This is a genomic window from Halomonas sp. (assembly GCF_052095695.1).
Lineage (GTDB): Bacteria > Pseudomonadota > Gammaproteobacteria > Pseudomonadales > Halomonadaceae > Vreelandella.
Map to the genome: position 1 here is coordinate 1 of NZ_JBQDLQ010000016.1, position 16,179 is coordinate 16,179.

Here is a 16,179-nt window from a genome sequence, read left to right on the forward strand (position 1 = left end):
GGTGGACCTGATCTATTCCAGCGATGCTGCCAAGATGAGCTGGCTTTCGGCTGCAAACAGCCTTTACGACCGTATGGTGCTGCAGTTCGTGGAAGGAGCAATGTACCTGATATTACCATCGGTATGGATTGCAGCGCTGGGGTGGGCGGGATTGAAAGCTGGAGGTGCTATTTCTAATGCTATGGGGGACGGTGGAAGCGGTGCTCAAGGAGCCGGCAGGAAAGGCGGAGATGTTGCTCAAAAAAGCGCATCAGGTGGGAAAGTCTGACTGAGTAAAGTTCACAAAGGCCGGTAATTGCTGGCCTACTCAATCCATTCTATTACCATCTCTACCGTAGTACCCATAACCATCGCCAAAATCCCCCCAACCGAGGTCACGGTTTTCCTCATCCTCTGAAGCAGACGAGGAATGAGCTGCCATGGACGCGAAGAAGCCAGCCGCACCAACCGTAGCGGCGCCGGTAGCGCTGCCAAGGGTATGTATCAGACCCTTGGAGCCTGTTTCCTTGTTACCGAGCAGCAAGGCTGATGTGAAAGCAGAAGAACCCTTCAGCGCCCGCTTCGCGGTGAGCTTGCGTTCTTCTGTTACTTGTAATAGATCCTTGAGTCCCATGATTCCTCCCGGAGGCTCAATTGCCAGATTATAAGCTTAGCTTCTGAAGGGGACGGCTGCAAACGGCCAAGAACGGTATTTTAGGAGCCACTTGTATAGCCAGCCGTAACCGACGCATTTGTGGTGAGCGCAGAGAACGAAAAATGCGTCCGAGTTGACGGCATTATTATGCGTTTCATTTCTTCCTGGTCTCATGTACGTTGCTTCGCCACTCTTTTAGGTGACTAACCACACAGGAAAACCTGATTTTCTCACCATCCTCGCAAAATGGGGTATTCGGAATATCTGGTTGATATTATCCTGCCTACGGGTAGAACGAGCCTGCTGCGTTACATGGATCAGGAGCGCCGCCAGTGTTACTGGCGGCGCTTAAGCTTGCTTGATGGTCACAAATTAGACGGAGGTATAACCACCATCCGCCATCACGATGGAGCCAGTCATGTAACTTGCCCGATCGCAGGCGGCAAACGCGATCACTTCGGCGATTTCCTCGGGCTGGGCGGCTCGCCCGGCCGGTGAACTCGCACCATGCTCGGCGAGGAAGTCGCGGCCATTCGGCATGATATCGTCCAGAATGCCAGTAACCACATCGCCAGGCGCAACCACATTGGCCCGAATACCATGTTCGGCCCCCTCTAGCGCTAGGACGCGTGTGAACTGAGCGATAGCCCCCTTGGACGCGGCATAAGCACCGATCGTAGGGAACGCCACGTGACAGGCGTATGAGCCCACATTTACGATGCTGCCACGTTTGGCATCGATCATGACCTTCATCGCCTCACGTGAATGAAGAAAGGTTCCCCTCAAATTGACGTTGAGCACGGAATCCCAATCTTCGAGCGTCATATCTGCCACACGCTTGTTGATGATTCGCCCGGCGTTATTGACTAGGATGTCCAGCCCGCCGAAGCGTTCCAGGGCCAGTTCAACCGCCCGAGTCGCAGTTTGCTCTTCCGAAAGATCACCGGTCAGCGTCACGATACGCTCAGAATATTGCTCAAGCTCCTCAACCTCTGCCTTCACGTCTTCGGCCACCACACTGGCGCCGCGATCCGCGAGTAGTTTGACCAAGGCACTGCCTACACCGCCCGCAGCCCCTGTCACGATCGCTACACGGCCCTCAAACTCGCGATTCAAGTCAGTCATTTTTCCCTCCAGACAATGGTCATTAGCCGTCGTCTGTGACGGCAGAGGGAATAGTAGGAGCTTCCAAAGGCTAAATAATCAGCACTTTTCTTAAAGGTTAATTTAGTGGAGTTAATTAATCAGAGCCAACTGAAATTTCTTCCTTCAGAAAATCAATAAATGCTCGCATCACGGCCGAATGCTGATGCTGCTTAGGAAAGCAGAGATAGAACCCTTCAAATGGAGCGCTCCAGTCAGTCAGCAGTGGAACGAGTTCGTTACGCTCGATATAGGGCTGGATCTGGTCTTCTGCCCAAAAAGCGATGCCAGCGCCCCTTGCAGCCGCTTCCAGGGCCGCATGCTGATCATTGAACGATAGAACGCCATCCAGAGAGACCTTCAGCCAATGGTCGTTCTTGTAGAACTCCCACTGATAACTACCTAGATGGCCCGGCCACCGCCACGTAATGCACCGATGTCGCCGGAGATCGGCAGGGGTTTTCGGATAACCGAAGTCTTCAAGGTAGGACGGCGAAGCCGCAGCCACCTGACGAATGCGAGGGCCCAATGGCAGCCCAATGAAGTCCTGATCGAGCATTTCCCCAAGGCGAATAGAGAAATCGTAACCATGCTGGACGATATCTAGAGAGGCGTCATCGAGTGTGACGTCAACGCGAATATCGGGGAATGCCTTGAGGAAGGCAGGCAAGCACGGCTCAAGATAGAGTCGTGATCCGAGCCGCATCGCGTGCACGTGAATTTTCCCATGGGGTCGAGTGGCGAACTGTGACGTATCGGCCACTGCTGCCGACACTTCCTCCAATGCTGGCCGCAAGCGAGCGGCTAAGTGCTCCCCGGCTTCCGTCAAATGGACGCGCCGAGTCGTCCGGTGCAGCAGTTGAACATGCATGCGGTGTTCCAAACTCTTCATGCTCTGACTTAGGGCTGAAGCTGTCAGTTGTAGAGACTCTGCAGCCCGAACGAAGCTGCCATGCTCTACGATCGCCATGAAGCCTTGCAGCTCTGCAAACTCGGATCCACGCATGTTGTATATCTCTCACACAGTTCAATAATAAAGGGCCCTGGCAAGGAGCACATCAACCATTTTTTCCGGATACCCGCAAAATGACGCAAGGACATCTGACAACTGATAAGAAGGTGAATCGGTTACCTCCGTTACTAGGCCAAAACTCTTCACCCCCTTCTTTGGCACTTCTCCTGCATCGAACCATTCTGGCTCATGCTTCCACCAATTGGCGCAAGCGTTAATAAGCTCTACGTATGTGGCGCCTGAAGATTGCTTGGGGCCCAGTTTGTAGGCTTCAGATTTGGTAAGACCAGTAAACATGATGGTTTCGACCAGGTACTGTTGAATGGCCACGAAGCCTAAGCCAATAAAGTACTCACCTCGATCACACAGCCCATCCGAATCTGGATCAGCAGATTCTTCCATTCGAGCGTCAATATCAGCTAGTTTTTCATCGAGTATTTCGAATAGCTCTTGAAGCCTCCAAAGCTCTCCGTCCGCGAATTGACTATCAACAGTGAAGAACAAGAAAGATGCTCCTATTGCGCATAACAGCGTATTAAAGGGCGCGTTTCATGATTGAATGAACGTGCTGGCACTTTTTTCCGATAAATGCAGCCTGCCAGATTTTCCCAAGCCTATGACCCTTTAGGGTGTTAATTTTTATTAGTCCACATATCAAAAATTCGCGCTCCTGCTTCATTTCCAAGAATGACCGCTTTGGGTCCTGGCCGTGTGAAAACAGAAAAAAGCTGGCTTGATTCAAAAATCGTCACCCCAGCTTCCTGTTGAGCCCACACAAGCCATTGCTTGCATGATTTCCGACTGATACTGTTGTGAGATATGGAAATCATGAAACCATCATCTCCTTTACACCTTGGAATAAAGGCAAGTTGGGCAGAAGGCACCTCTGCGTCTTAGAACCTATTCACGATCTTTTGAGTAGTAGTACGAGAAAGGCCAAGTGGATGAACTGCAAACTGGTATTGAGTTTGCGCTCGCAGTTCTTCCGTCAACAGGCGCCCCGCTTGCGCCACAACTATCTTTAACAGCTAAGTCCCTGAGTCAACGCGGGGATTCCTTCAGGAAGCCGATGATGGCATCGAAGGCTTGCCAGCGGCCTGGCTCCATCAGGATCATGTGAGTGCCCTCGCCAATTTCGACCCAGCGCCGGTAGGCGGCGTTATCAAGGCGCTTGAACAGGTCTTGCATCATGTCGATTCGCACGTCTTGGTCCCACTCGGCGTGAACGAGCAGTACCGGTGCGCTGATCGCGCTCGGGTCATTGAGTGGACGGTTGGCGAGCCAATGTTCGCGGACATCCTGAATGGCGCCACCTGGTGCCCGGATGGTACCCGGCTCGGCAGCATCCGGATCGGTAGAAGTGGTGACGGCCGCCCACTGTTCGAACCAGTTAGGTGGTAACAGGTTGCTGTGGCGGTCGGCTGGGACGCCCGTTAGCCATGCCTCGCGAAAGGCGTCGACATGTACCAGACGCCACGCTGTCAGCGGCTGTCCTGCATCAATGCGCAATGGATGATTCGACAGCCACAGCGGTGCCACCAGCACCAGTTTTTCGATGTGTCTGCCATGCTGTTCGGCATAGATGCCCGCGACCGAGCCTCCCCATGACATGGCTACGATATTGAGACGCTCGATACCATTCTCAACGAGGACATGTTCAACCGCCGAGGCGAGATCACGTGCCGCGACCCGGGCCGGTGTCAACGGTGGCGCTGTGTCGGGCGAAACCGCCATCTCGGCTGGGCGGGTCGAACCGCCATAACCGCGGGCATCTATCGCCCACACGTCGAATCCGGCCGTGGCCAGCACATCCATGAACGATGCGCCACCCACCGGAACATCGAACAAGCTCTCGCTGGGGAAAGTGGCGCCATGCATCAGCATCAGCGTATTACTCGAACAGGCACGACCCATGTCGGATCGGCGCCTGCGGCGTAGCTGCAATTGGATGCCAGCGGTATCGCTGTCGATCAGGTACGTGTCGCGAAGCAGTGCGCCAATCGAAGTGTCGTTCATGGCCGGACTCCTTGAATGAATTGCCAATCGAAGCCGTGAGCATGTCGGCTGACTTTGCCAACGGAGCTATCACCGAAATGAGTGGTGAAGACCAAGGCGTCGAGTTCGGAAGCCAGATGCATGGCCTTGTGGCGGGACTGTTGCGCCGCCTGCGGGAATTCGCAGTAAACGGAATTTATCTCGGGCCGCCGAAACTGGAGTGGGTGATGCATGATGTCGCCCCAGAACAAGGCAGTTTCACCTTGGGAGGTCAAGGAAATGGAGGCGTGATCGATGCTGTGGCCAGGTGTGGAATGAAAGCAGAAGCCCTCAATCTCAGTATTGTCGATCACGATACGTTGATCTTGGCCGGCTTCCACGATAGGCATGACGCTATCTTCGAAGACACCATCTAGCGGCTCGTGACGCGGTGTGCCGATACCTGCTTGACGCTGGATCGATTCCACTGCTATTCGCTCATGGGAAAGCGCCAGATTGTAGGCATACTCACGTTCGGAAAATATGTAGTGGGCATTAGGGAAGGTCGGTACCCAACGCTCGCCCTGTAGCCAGGTATTCCAACCGACATGGTCGGCGTGAAGATGGGTGAGCAGGACTAGGTCCACCGCTTCAGCCGAGACGCCGACTTCCTGCAAGCGCTCCAGGAAGGGCTCTGCAAGTTGGTGGAACAAAGGCGCTGTCGGGCGCTTCTTGTCGTTTCCAGTGGCAGTATCGATCAGGACGGTGTGAGTCGGGGTCTGGACCACCCAGGCGTGGATGCTTTGCCGAAGCAGACCGCGCTCAAAATCGAAGCTTTGCTCGCCCCAATGAGTTGCATCTTTGCTCAGCGCTTGTAGGTCGCCTTCCGGGAAAAGTTGGGCGATATCTACAGTATCAAGCGCTAACTCAGGCACCTTGATGATCCGTACATCGCCGACAAAAAAAGTATCAAAGGTTGTCATGGTTTTTCCTGTTGACTAGTGATAGAAGTCAGCGTAATTCTGGAAGCTCCATTAACCAAATCGATTCAAAGAATGCACTCAATCGACCATTTCGATCTAAGAAGTTTCGACCTTAACCTCTTGATTGCCTTCGATGCGATGATGCGTGAGCGGAGCGTGACCCGGGCTGCGGAAAGATTAAAGATTCGCCAGCCGGCCATGAGTCATAACCTTTCATTGCTGAGAACACTTTTTCAGGACGAGCTGTTTGTGCGTGTGGGTACCGTTATGCAACCTACAATGCGCGCGCTAGCACTGTCTGATCCAGTGGAGCAGGCGCTCGGCATGATGCAGGGGATCATTCATGCCAGATCCGAGTTCGATCCAACGACAGACCAGCGCATCTTCAGGATGGGGTTCTCAAGCGAGGTGGAGCTGCTGCTGATGCCGGAGCTCGCTTCGCGATTGCGTCAGCGGGCGCCGGGGGTAAAGCTCCATGGCCGTCCGGTACAGCAGCGTGATGTCTACCGCATGCTGGACGATCGGGTTCTGGACTTGGCAATCGGCTGTTTTGACAGCCAGGCGAGGCGCTATCGTCAGCGGCAGCTGTTCGAGCAGTCGCTGAGTTGCGTTTTCCACCCCGACAAGATGGCGTTCGGGGCCTCGATTTCCTTGAAAGATTACCTGAGCCTGCCACATGCTCTGGTCAGTCTCAGTGAGAGCCTGCACGGCTGTCTCGAAACGGCACTCGATACGATAGACGGCAAACTCAACGTAGTCGCAACTTCGTCGGAATTTCTTGGCGTACTGGGTATGGTCGCGAATGCACCGCTGATTGCCACGCTGCCAACCCGGATGGCTCGACGCTACGGAGAGGCGTTCGGCTTACATGTGGTCCCGGTACCGTTGACGCTAACGTTGCCCGACGTTTCCCTGGTGTGGACAGCACAGGAAGATAACCATCCCGCATCGCAGTGGTTGAGGGGTGAGATTGACAACGCCCTGGGTAGGATCTCGTCATGAAGGCCGTCAAGCACAATTGAAGTAACCTTCCACCCTTAGATGCATGCCTTTCAACGTCGTTGAGAAGTGTTGGTCGTAAATGTGGATGCACCGTCAAGCAAGAGGAGTAAGACCATCTGGCAAGTCATTGTTGAGAAGTACGAACAGCAGGCCCCGGCGGCGGTGATGACCCGGACAGCGCGGTGGTGTGCGGCATCGTCGCCTGCGAGGACGCCTACGAAAGCGAGCGGGTAGCGGCGGCCGAACTGATCGATCAAGGCTGCAAGCGAAATTCTTGATGATGAGCTATCTTGGGAGGTCGCGTCACGGGCTATCGAGAGCATCAAATCCGCTGCTAAGAATGGGCTTCCCAGCATTCACCATATCGTTGATGCATGGTGCCGAGGAAAGGCACCAAGTGCGATTACAGCAGAGAGAGCAAATCAATTAGTTGACAGTATGAAGGTCATTGATACTGCGCAGCAGTTGGCTGAAGACGGACGAGATATATTGCTCAGAAAGCTGAGTGCTAGGCTTTTTAACGATAGTAAGCGGATAGAGGCCTTATCACGTCCCCTTGCCTCTCTACTGGGAGAGTCAAACGGAAGCGAAGAAGACGATGTTTTTGCGCGCCTTGGACTCGTTCAGCATCCTCAGCCTATGCTTTTGTGTGGCCCATCAAATTGCAGTGTTCAGATTGGTAGTTCACTCATACCATTAACCTCTCCTCTTCCAGGCGAGCAGCAAACCCCTCGATATTTGCTAGGTTCCGCTCAGGGAGGGTGTCAGAGGCTTTTACCGGACCCCTGTGTGCTCGAACGGCAGCGATTCCAGCCACTTGACGGGGCGCTCAATATGCGTAAGACTGTAACCACGACTCAACCCCGTACGCAGCGATTCAGTTCGTTGGCAGTCGGGGTGAAGAAACCGGCCACCGTGCCGGTTTTTTCATATCTAGGGATCTTATCTAGTGCAGACCGCCTTCTTCATCGACGGCTACAATGTGTTCTATGGGCTACTGGCAGGCACGCCATACAAGTGGCTCGACCTCCCGTCCTTACTAAGTGCCATCATTCACGAACAGAATCCCCACAGCCAAGTTGCAGAGATTCACTACTTTACTTCTCCCGTGCAACCAGCCCTAGCTACACGCGGTCAGCAGTCCAAGCAGGCCCAGGATACCTATATCCGGGCGCTCAAGGCCTATGGAGTTGAAGTCCACTGGGGCCGTCATCGCCTGGATCACAGGAAGGCTCCTCGCTTCGTCTCCAGGGAGGTTCCTGCTTCTCGACAAGACCAGGTTGATATCTGGAACCTCGAAGAGAAGGAGACTGACGTCAGAATTGCCATAGCGATGTATCGCATCGCAGCGAAACCGTGCAGGGAAGACACACCAGAAGGCCGAACCCAACAGATCGTCCTGGTATCAGGGGATACGGATCTGGCGCCTGCTCTGGAGGCAATCCGTGAGGACTTTCCACACCTACGCATCGGCATCATAGTGCCACACCGCAAGGGGGGCGAGAGGACCCCGCCAGGATCACTGCGGAACAACGCCAACTGGATGCGCCGTTACATCTCCAATGAAGAGCTCGAGGCACACCAGTTTCCTGCTCGTGTTCCTACTCATAAGAAACCCGCCGACAAGCCTGACTACTGGTAGGAGAGTAGGATGCACTAGGCCTTCTTTGATGTATTGGATAACCCGCTGCCGCCAGCCTATAAGTTTCGTGCTGCTTTTTCCCTAATGTCAAACGCGACGACAAGCAAGGCCACGGTCGAGCGAAAAGACGAGAGGGCTTTTTGTCACCGAATATCTGTAATGAGGGAAAGGAAGAACTCCAAAGAGCCCAAAAGATTAAAAGGAATTAAGGGTTTAATGGAATGGTTTTGAAGGGGAAGGGGCTTACCCATGAAAGGCAAGACAGTTTGAGGGAAACCCCCAAAGGGCTGAAAGGGCCAAAGGGAAAAAGGCTGCTCCAGCCATCCAAACAGCTGTCGCCTCCGAGCCCACTCTGCCTCAGTGGGCAACCCTCTGCCGCTACGCTCTGCATCTGAAAACATCCCACCACGTGAATATGTATAGGTCTGGCAACTCCTGAAAAATCATGCCAGAGTGTAAACTATAGTTTGTGCCTACCTAGGGGCAGTAGCTGCTTGCAATGTCATAGATAAAATCATTAGGCATGGCCTTGAAGACCTAATTAAAGGTGCACAGGCTCAGCTAGGAAGTGTATGTACCTACCTGAACTTTTCTGAGCGGGGCGTGAAGAAATCTCTCTGCTCTAGATCAACGAGCTGTGTTAGGTAATGCAGGTATACGCGTTGATACTGTGATGATGGCTAATGGGGAGGTAAGTGATATGGATCCAATCCCTGAAAGGATAAGGGAACTGTCCGTTCTCAGGAGAGGGAGCAGTGTCAGGGATAACCCTTGGTATTTCCAGTAACCGATAGTGTTGAGCAGAAAGGTTTTAATCAGATATGTCTAACTCTGTTTCCTTCAAGGCGAAAGCCCACCTCCTGAAGCTGTTGGGCGATGAGCTTATCGGCGATGATCGGCTGGCGATATTTGAACTTGTGAAAAATGCATATGATGCGGATGCAACACGGGTTGATGTAACTCTTGATGTGGAATCCAGTGAGCCGAAAATAATAGTGAGGGATTTCGATGGGGTTGGAATGAGCCGGGATACCATCATTGACAAGTGGATGGAGATCGGAACAGATAGCAAGAGAATGGGCAACAGGAAGAGAAGTCCAAAATATCACCGTATGCCGTTGGGTGAAAAAGGGGTTGGTCGATTGGCCGTTCACAAGCTGGGCACTGAGCTGACAATAAACACACGGGCGGATGGCCACCCTGAATGTAAGATACATATTGACTGGCCCTCTCTCATTAATGAGTCGAACTATATTGAAGAAGCCAGGGTAGATATTGAGGAGTTAGCAAACCCGGAAGTTTTTCAAGACGGGGAAACAGGAACCAGGATCGAAATAAACAACCTCAATAACAAAATCTGGGCAAGAGGGGATATACGTCGACTAAAACGCCTGCTGACCAGTTTGGTTTCACCGTTCAGTGAAGTGTCCGACTTTTCTGTAAACCTGTCTGTCCCTGGCAGGGAAAAGGATATAGAGGATGTCCTGAACGCTGAGGATGTATTGAGCAGGGCGATCTGGCGTTATGACTTCCTTATTGATGAAAACGCCAAGTTTTCCTATTCCTACGTATTCAATCCACCTTCTCTTTTCAAGGAGCTTTCGCCCGACTCGAAGAGTGCCGAGGATGAGAGGCTTGAGCTGATTCCCCCGGATAAATCGGAGAAGGCATCGCGAGAGGATGAAGTGAAGGACAATCTTCTGCTTGCAAAGCCTGATATGGAAGGAATAGGCCCGATATCCGGAACATTCTATTTCTATCTGAGGGACAGGAAAATCCTCAATGCCCAGGGCGCATACCAGGACGTGAGAAAGTACCTGGACGAACAGACAGGTGTGCGTGTTTACCGGGACGGGATTCGTGTTTTTAACTATGGCGAGGTTGGAGACGACTGGCTTGACCTGAATACGACACGTATAAACGCCCCAGGGAAAAAAATAGCCAACAATATGGTTATAGCCAGTCTCGATATGGATCTGGAGCAGAGTTCTGACCTGAAGGAAAAAACCAACAGAGAAGGGTTTGATGAGAATTCAACCTACAAAAGATTTCGGTGGATTATCCTCAGTGCTTTGGACAAGTTTTATCAGCTGCATTTCGACCACAGGGAGTCAGTAAGAGAATATATCGATGGTGATACAAAGGCGGCCAAACAGGACCCGGACTCAAGATTCACGGAAAATATTGAGTCCATCCGGGGCAGTCTTAAAAAACACGGTCTTGAAAAGGAAATTGGTGGGAAGATCAATCAGATTGAGTCTGACTACAAACAGATGAGGGACGTTACGCTTTCCTCGGGAATTGCTGGCATAAACCTTGCCGTGATTTTTCATGAGGTTGAAAGGGGAGTGGATGAGTTGAATGCTGCAATAAAAAGAAACGACTCCCATGAAGTACTGCTTAGCAGATCAGATCATTTAGCAAAGCTGCTTGAGGGATTCACACCGCTGCTTCGCAGAAATGAACAGAAAACCTTCAGCATAAAAGCCCTGGCGAAGAGAGTGCTTGATTTGTCGGAGCATCGTTTTCAGCATCATAAAGTAACCGTATCTTGCCCCCTACTCACCGATGAGTCGCCTGACTTCAAGGTCAAAGGCCCCTTTGGGCTTTTGCAGGCGGCCCTGACCAACCTTGTTGATAACGCGATCCACTGGACCACGCTGAAGGCGGAGAAGGAGGGGGAAGAATACATCCCCGCAATGCGCCTGCTTACACTGACAGATTGGTTTAAGGAAGGGCCGGCATTGGTTGTTGCAGATAATGGTCCAGGGTTTGAGCTTCCACCCGACCAAGCAGTCCTGCCGTTCAAATCGACCCGCTCGGCCGGGATGGGGTTAGGTCTTTACTATGCTGACAAAGTCATGGAGACCATTGGGGGGCGGTTGATTATCACCACCTGTGATGAGTTGGATTTGTCGAGTGCATATTCTGGTGCTGCAGTTGTTATGGTGTTCAAAGGGATAGAGGAATGATTTCTGGATTGCCAGGCATTGTTGTTATAGATGATAACGAGAGCGAGCTGAATAGCATAAAAAACGCTTTTTTTGAAGCTGGAATACCCTGCTTGCCGATCCAGTATGTCAACGATCCGGATAATGAGAGCGGTATAGATCATGTGGATATTTCGGAGTGGATATCCCCGAGAATAATAGTTACAGACTTGAATCTAACGGAAGCACAGAACGCAAAAGCTGTTAACTTGGTAGGCCCTTTAGCTAAAATGCTTCAGAAATTATCTGTAAAAGGCCCTTATCTGTTATGCATCTGGTCAAAACTTGGAAAAGATGTTACTGAAGTAATGGAGGTGCTGGAGGAGCGTCATCGGAATGACATGGCCCTTCCATTACAGGTGTCTGTGATCTCAAAAACTGAATTTCTTTCAGAGAGAGGAAAGCTTAGAGATAAGATAAAAAATTTGATTGCAGAAAACTTGTTATTTGACATTCTCTTTAACTGGGAGGTGCGGATATACGAGGCAGGCAGAAGTGCTGTCTCTATGTTGTACTCACTAGCTCAGGGCAATAACGAAAGCAAATCCATTGAGGATAGGGCAGGTGAGCTGCGGAAGATCCTGGCTACAATCGGCAACGAAGCTATCGGCCTGAAGAATGCTGCCGATAATCCGGCATTGGCAATGGAATGTGGGCTCATTCCTGTTCTAGAGGATCAGGTCAGGTCCATGTCCGGTGCTGAGTCCGATGGCAAGTGGGCTGAAGCTATTCCTGAGATAGGGAAAAAGCAGAATATTGATGATGCAGCAAAGTCAAAGCTTAACACTTTCTACCATATTGAAGAGGGAGCGGAGAATTTTCCGAAAGACAGTAGAGGAGTTTTCGTATGCCTAAATGGTCAATACTTGGAAACAAGGGAGAACGTTGAAAAGTTTGAGAAAAGGATCGGGCGCTCAATTGAGTGCCTAATTCATGAAGAGTTTCTCCGCCGGAAAGGGAAGGCAGCCGGACGCGTCCTGACTGAACGGGCGAGAAATGAGACCATCCTCGGTTTTCTGGAGATTTCCGCAGCGTGTGATTATGCTCAAAGGAAGACCAAGTTCCCCAGGTATATTCTGGGTGCCTTGATCCCGGCAGAATTTGAAGAGTTAACCTTCTTTACAACCAGCCAGGGAGTCGAGAAAGACAGAGCACATGACGGGGTGTACCGGCTTCCGCGAATTGATATTAATGGCAAAACCTACGTCGTGAAGTTCAGTTTCAAATACCAGCTAGGTGCTCAGCCTAATGACAATCAGTGGTTCGGGAGCAGCCTGTTCCGTGTGAGGGACCAGATTCTGTCAGCCATCACTTTTAGTTGCTCACAGTATGCATCAAGGCCGGGGATAATAAGTTTTCTATAGGATGGGGGCACTTATGTCTGATGTGCTGCCCCCCGAACAGCGTTCTTACTGTATGTCGCAGATCAAGGGTAAGAACACGAAGCCGGAGGTGGCTCTCCGCAAAGCTCTGTGGGGGCTTGGTTACAGATACAGGATCAGAAACCGGTTGCCGGGCAAACCAGACTTGGTTTTTCCATCATTAAGAACGGCTGTTTTTGTCGACGGTTGTTTCTGGCACAAATGCCCTGATCATTTTGTACAGCCGAAAACCCGGGCTCAGTTCTGGCTGGATAAAATCAGTAGCAATGTGGCCCGGGATCAGCAAAACAATGAGTCTCTAATATCCAAGGGATGGCAGGTTGTCCGAATTTGGGAGCATGAAATCAAAGAGTCCCTGGAACATGCCGCTGCCTGTGTCATAGAGGTTCTGGAAAAACAAAGGAACAGCATCCTCTTATAAGCTGTTGGGCAGCCAGACTCAGGAAGCCAGTACCATTTCTTTGCTTTCAGTCTGAATGATTTTCTTAAATATCATTTCCATAACAGGGGAGCAGACGCCATTACCACACAGTTTAATCTTATCCCGACGGCTTCCATGTGGGAGATGGTGATGAGCACCTGCGCCCATGGCCTTCAGTAATTCAGGTGGCTGCAGCATGCGGAGGTAGGGAGTGTTTCCTTCCCAGGTTACAAGACCGAATCGATCCAACGTGGTTATTGTACGCAAAGGTACGTCCAATGACTGCCATCCGCCCGCGTAGTCGGAGCCGTAGTAGACGATGATAAAATCTTTATTTCGGCCAAGCTCCGTGATGGCTCTCTCAGCACGGTCAATAGTGGCCTGAGCCCTGTTTTCGCTATAGAGCGGACGGCTTTTATATTTTCCGGTCCAATCAATAATGGTCCGGGCTGGCTTGTTATTTCTATTGTGGAGGGAGATTAAGTCTTCTCGTGAAATCACGGATCCCTTTAGATCGCACACCAGGAACATACGCTTGCGGGACTGAGCTACTCCGAAATCTGCAGAGTTAAGAAAGAGGTCATTTACCGTATAGCCATGAGATTCTATGACGTTGACTAACTCTTTGTGCCGCCCCCACTTTTTCATTCGGTTAACATTTTCTACGATCAACCAGCGTGGCCTCATCGCCTCAAGCCAGGGGACGATACCAATAGCTGTTTCCTTGCTTTTCTCACTGCCGGGTTTAGCTCCTCGTGCTATTGAATGAGAGGTGCATTCTGGAGAGGTCAAAAGCACATCGGGTGAGTATGTACTGGCGAGGTTCTGAGGAGCAAGATGCTCTATGGGAGAACACAATACTTCAGCAGAAGGAAAGTTGCTTTTGTAGGTAGCTGTGGCCACATCCCAAGCGTCCACTGCGAGAATAGGGCGGGCACCCGCAGTCACAGCACCCCGTGCTCCAAGTCCGCCTCCACAGAATAAGTCTACAAAAGTAATCATATGTTGTTGATCTATGCTCCATTGAATCACGTGGGGATACTACTAGGTTACTCGAGTGACTGCCTCATATATCCATCACAACCAATCGTTTTTGTATTTCGTGATTGAGGCATTTATCGACTATCGCCAGCATCTCTTCAAATCACTGTGGAAGTTCACAGCCACCACGAGCTCTCGGCATTTGCTGCCAGTTACACCGGATTTGCTAGAGCAAAACTTCACGGCCTCAACCCCTAATCAAAAGCGGGTGGGTGACATCACCTACTTGGCAACGGGAGAAGGCTGGCTTTATCTGGCAGTTCTCATTGACCTGTATTCTCACAACGTGATTGGTTGGGCGATGAGTGAGCTATGACCACAGATCTTGCCTGTGGCGCACAGCAGATGGCGTTATGGAAACGCAAAATCCCCAAAGACGTAATTGTCCACTCGGGTCGAGGCAGTCAGTACTGTTCCACGCGTTACCAACCGCAGCTTACCCAACATGAGATTAAGTGCAGCATGAGCGCCAAAGGCAACTGCTATGTTAATATCTGTGCCGAAAGTTTCTTTCAAAGTATCAAAGTTGAAGCGATCTACGGAGAGCAATTTAAAACGGGTATCCGGAGTCAGGTGTGGAAACCTTGTTTTAGCCCCCACCGCCTGACTCTGGGATTTTGTTGAACGGTTAGGAAAAGTAGCCCTTTTCCAGTAGGTCGCACAAAGTTGGAATATGTGGGCCGTACTCGATGGCTTTGACGTTCTCGTCTGCCATGCTGAAACGATACATGACTTTTTCTGGCAGGAAGGACCTTGGCTTTCTGCCGCGCACTTTCGTTGTCGGCTTACGGGCTTGCTTCTCATAGATGAGTCGGGCCCGCATCACTTCAAAGCTGTATCCCCGTCCCATCCTATTCATGTCCTTCGCTAGCCGGTTGGTAGGCTCGGTGTAGGCGTTGGTGACCCGATGGTCGTAGAAGTTAAAGATCTCACCCCACCAGTTCGTCAGCGCCGTTCTGGCCGCACCAAAAGCATACTCCATTTCCGGTGGTAGGGAGTCTAGCCAGGCTCGTGCAAATGCCTGAGCATCTTCTTTGTCACCACAGTTATATATCTCATGAAAGCTCTCCTTCATCCGGTAGGCCAGCTCCAGCTCCGGGTGCTGCTCAAACCACTCAAGCATCTTGTCATGCTCATCAGTGCTAAGCCTTCCCTCGCGTTCTAGCAAAATAAAACGATCATCTTTCAGCTTGAGTCGCTGCCGGGTATTCAGGTCTTTCCTGATCTTCTTGCGTACCGTCTCTAGGGCATCATTGCCTATGCGTACAACGTGCCAGCGGTCTACCACAATATCCCGGCTAGGGAGTTGCGCATTGACGACATCCTTGTAGGTACGCCACATGTCCATCGTCACCACCTTGACCTTGTGTTTATCAGGGAGTGTCTTGAAGTAGGTCGTGAGGTCAGCTTTGCGTCGATTGGGCAATAAGTCGTAGATAGAAAGCTCGCCTACGTTGGTGATCATACAGCGGTACTCACCAATGATTTTCAGCTCATCAATCCCTAAAAACTCGGGCGTTTCAAACCGGACTGTTTTACCCAGCCGCTCAACATAATCCTCGAAAATGTGCTTGATCGTTTTTTCATCAATCCCTGCCTCGCGTGACAGCAAGGCAAAGGTTTTCGTCATTGATTCCTGTTCGATGTATTTGATAAAGCGAACAGACGCTTTCCTTTTCGCGTCAATGTCCGGCAGATGAGAAAAAAACGTCTTGCCGCACACTTTGCAGCGGAAGCGCGCCCTCTCTACACGCAGGAGGACAGGCTTGCCGTGCATGGGTATGTCGATGTAGTGCTGTTGCTGTGAGCCGTGACGGTAAGGGCTCTCAGACAGGCAGTGAGGGCAGCAGCCGGGCATTCCTTGCCCGTCCACCTCGATAACGTAGTGATCGCCCTCGTCAATCAAGCGGGCAGCCTTGAGACTGCCAAGATTAAGCAGGTCGAGCTGGCTCATC

At 51.4% G+C, this 16,179-nt stretch carries 13 protein-coding genes and 2 pseudogenes; 7 read left to right on the forward strand and 8 right to left on the reverse strand.

The window, feature by feature from the left end:
- Positions 1-268 (forward strand): annotated as a pseudogene (locus tag ACTH5D_RS04975) (hypothetical protein); the annotation flags it as partial.
- A 39-nt stretch (positions 269-307) separates the two neighbouring features.
- On the opposite strand, the gene ACTH5D_RS04980 reads toward ACTH5D_RS04975, so the two are convergent.
- From ACTH5D_RS04980 to ACTH5D_RS05005, 6 genes are all read right to left on the reverse strand, one after another.
- Complete coding sequence (locus ACTH5D_RS04980) at positions 308-613, reverse strand: hypothetical protein (protein ID WP_441668948.1); 306 nt, start codon at positions 611-613, stop codon at positions 308-310.
- Between the two features lie 393 nt (positions 614-1,006).
- Positions 1,007-1,759 (reverse strand): SDR family NAD(P)-dependent oxidoreductase, encoded by a 753-nt coding sequence (locus ACTH5D_RS04985; RefSeq protein ID WP_441668950.1) that lies wholly within the window; start codon positions 1,757-1,759, stop codon positions 1,007-1,009.
- A 115-nt stretch (positions 1,760-1,874) separates the two neighbouring features.
- Positions 1,875-2,783 carry a LysR family transcriptional regulator gene (locus ACTH5D_RS04990; RefSeq protein WP_441668952.1) on the reverse strand — a complete coding sequence of 303 codons (909 nt, stop codon included), beginning with the start codon at positions 2,781-2,783 and terminating at the stop codon, positions 1,875-1,877.
- Positions 2,784-2,804: 21 nt separating this feature from the next.
- Positions 2,805-3,293, reverse strand: coding sequence for a hypothetical protein (locus tag ACTH5D_RS04995; protein WP_441668954.1), 489 nt, complete (start codon positions 3,291-3,293; stop codon positions 2,805-2,807).
- 537 nt (positions 3,294-3,830) lie between these two features.
- A complete protein-coding gene (locus ACTH5D_RS05000) occupies positions 3,831-4,805 on the reverse strand; it encodes an alpha/beta hydrolase (protein ID WP_441668956.1) in 975 nt (324 codons plus the stop codon).
- Positions 4,802-5,746 (reverse strand): MBL fold metallo-hydrolase, encoded by a 945-nt coding sequence (locus ACTH5D_RS05005; RefSeq protein WP_441668958.1) that lies wholly within the window; start codon positions 5,744-5,746, stop codon positions 4,802-4,804. The genes ACTH5D_RS05000 and ACTH5D_RS05005 overlap by 4 nt, the downstream gene beginning before the upstream one ends.
- Positions 5,747-5,818: 72 nt before the next feature.
- Between ACTH5D_RS05005 and ACTH5D_RS05010 the strand changes: the two genes are divergently transcribed.
- The 5 genes from ACTH5D_RS05010 to ACTH5D_RS05030 all read left to right on the forward strand — a co-directional run bounded on the left by ACTH5D_RS05010 (position 5,819) and on the right by ACTH5D_RS05030 (position 13,183).
- Positions 5,819-6,748 carry a LysR family transcriptional regulator gene (locus ACTH5D_RS05010; protein ID WP_441668960.1) on the forward strand — a complete coding sequence of 310 codons (930 nt, stop codon included), beginning with the start codon at positions 5,819-5,821 and terminating at the stop codon, positions 6,746-6,748.
- Positions 6,749-7,697: 949 nt separating this feature from the next.
- Entirely contained in the window at positions 7,698-8,390 is a 693-nt protein-coding gene (locus ACTH5D_RS05015) for an NYN domain-containing protein (RefSeq protein WP_441668962.1), read from the forward strand.
- Positions 8,391-9,211: 821 nt separating this feature from the next.
- Positions 9,212-11,362, forward strand: coding sequence for an ATP-binding protein (locus ACTH5D_RS05020; RefSeq protein WP_441668964.1), 2,151 nt, complete (start codon positions 9,212-9,214; stop codon positions 11,360-11,362).
- Positions 11,359-12,744 carry a hypothetical protein gene (locus ACTH5D_RS05025; RefSeq protein ID WP_441668966.1) on the forward strand — a complete coding sequence of 462 codons (1,386 nt, stop codon included), beginning with the start codon at positions 11,359-11,361 and terminating at the stop codon, positions 12,742-12,744. Before ACTH5D_RS05020 ends, ACTH5D_RS05025 begins: the two co-directional genes overlap by 4 nt.
- Positions 12,745-12,757: 13 nt before the next feature.
- Positions 12,758-13,183, forward strand: a complete 426-nt coding sequence (locus ACTH5D_RS05030) for a very short patch repair endonuclease (RefSeq protein ID WP_441668968.1) — start codon at positions 12,758-12,760, stop codon at positions 13,181-13,183.
- 18 nt (positions 13,184-13,201) lie between these two features.
- On the opposite strand, the gene ACTH5D_RS05035 is transcribed toward ACTH5D_RS05030, so the two are convergent.
- The gene (locus ACTH5D_RS05035) at positions 13,202-14,185 is read right to left on the reverse strand and encodes a DNA cytosine methyltransferase (protein WP_441668970.1); all 984 of its coding nucleotides are present in this window, start codon (positions 14,183-14,185) and stop codon (positions 13,202-13,204) included.
- A 139-nt stretch (positions 14,186-14,324) separates the two neighbouring features.
- On the opposite strand from ACTH5D_RS05035, the pseudogene ACTH5D_RS05040 reads away from it, so the two are divergent.
- Positions 14,325-14,776, forward strand: a pseudogene (locus ACTH5D_RS05040) (IS3 family transposase); the annotation flags it as partial.
- A gap of 76 nt (positions 14,777-14,852) precedes the next feature.
- Here the strand turns inward: ACTH5D_RS05040 and ACTH5D_RS05045 are convergent.
- Positions 14,853-16,178, reverse strand: coding sequence for an ISL3 family transposase (locus ACTH5D_RS05045; protein WP_441668972.1), 1,326 nt, complete (start codon positions 16,176-16,178; stop codon positions 14,853-14,855).
- Position 16,179 lies beyond the last annotated feature (1 nt).

Excerpts from the sequence above, each read along its gene's own strand:
- ACTH5D_RS05005 (WP_441668958.1), bottom strand. The coding sequence starts at position 5,746 with ATGACAACCTTTGATACTTTTTTTGTCGGCGATGTACGGATCATCAAG.
- ACTH5D_RS04985 (WP_441668950.1), bottom strand. The coding sequence starts at position 1,759 with ATGACTGACTTGAATCGCGAGTTTGAGGGCCGTGTAGCGATCGTGACA.
- ACTH5D_RS04980 (WP_441668948.1), bottom strand. The coding sequence starts at position 613 with ATGGGACTCAAGGATCTATTACAAGTAACAGAAGAACGCAAGCTCACC.
- ACTH5D_RS05020 (WP_441668964.1), top strand. The coding sequence starts at position 9,212 with ATGTCTAACTCTGTTTCCTTCAAGGCGAAAGCCCACCTCCTGAAGCTG.
- ACTH5D_RS05030 (WP_441668968.1), top strand. The coding sequence starts at position 12,758 with ATGTCTGATGTGCTGCCCCCCGAACAGCGTTCTTACTGTATGTCGCAG.
- ACTH5D_RS05000 (WP_441668956.1), bottom strand. The coding sequence starts at position 4,805 with ATGAACGACACTTCGATTGGCGCACTGCTTCGCGACACGTACCTGATC.
- ACTH5D_RS05035 (WP_441668970.1), bottom strand. The coding sequence starts at position 14,185 with ATGATTACTTTTGTAGACTTATTCTGTGGAGGCGGACTTGGAGCACGG.
- ACTH5D_RS05010 (WP_441668960.1), top strand. The coding sequence starts at position 5,819 with ATGCACTCAATCGACCATTTCGATCTAAGAAGTTTCGACCTTAACCTC.
- ACTH5D_RS05045 (WP_441668972.1), bottom strand. The coding sequence starts at position 16,178 with ATGAGCCAGCTCGACCTGCTTAATCTTGGCAGTCTCAAGGCTGCCCGC.
- ACTH5D_RS05025 (WP_441668966.1), top strand. The coding sequence starts at position 11,359 with ATGATTTCTGGATTGCCAGGCATTGTTGTTATAGATGATAACGAGAGC.
- ACTH5D_RS04990 (WP_441668952.1), bottom strand. The coding sequence starts at position 2,783 with ATGCGTGGATCCGAGTTTGCAGAGCTGCAAGGCTTCATGGCGATCGTA.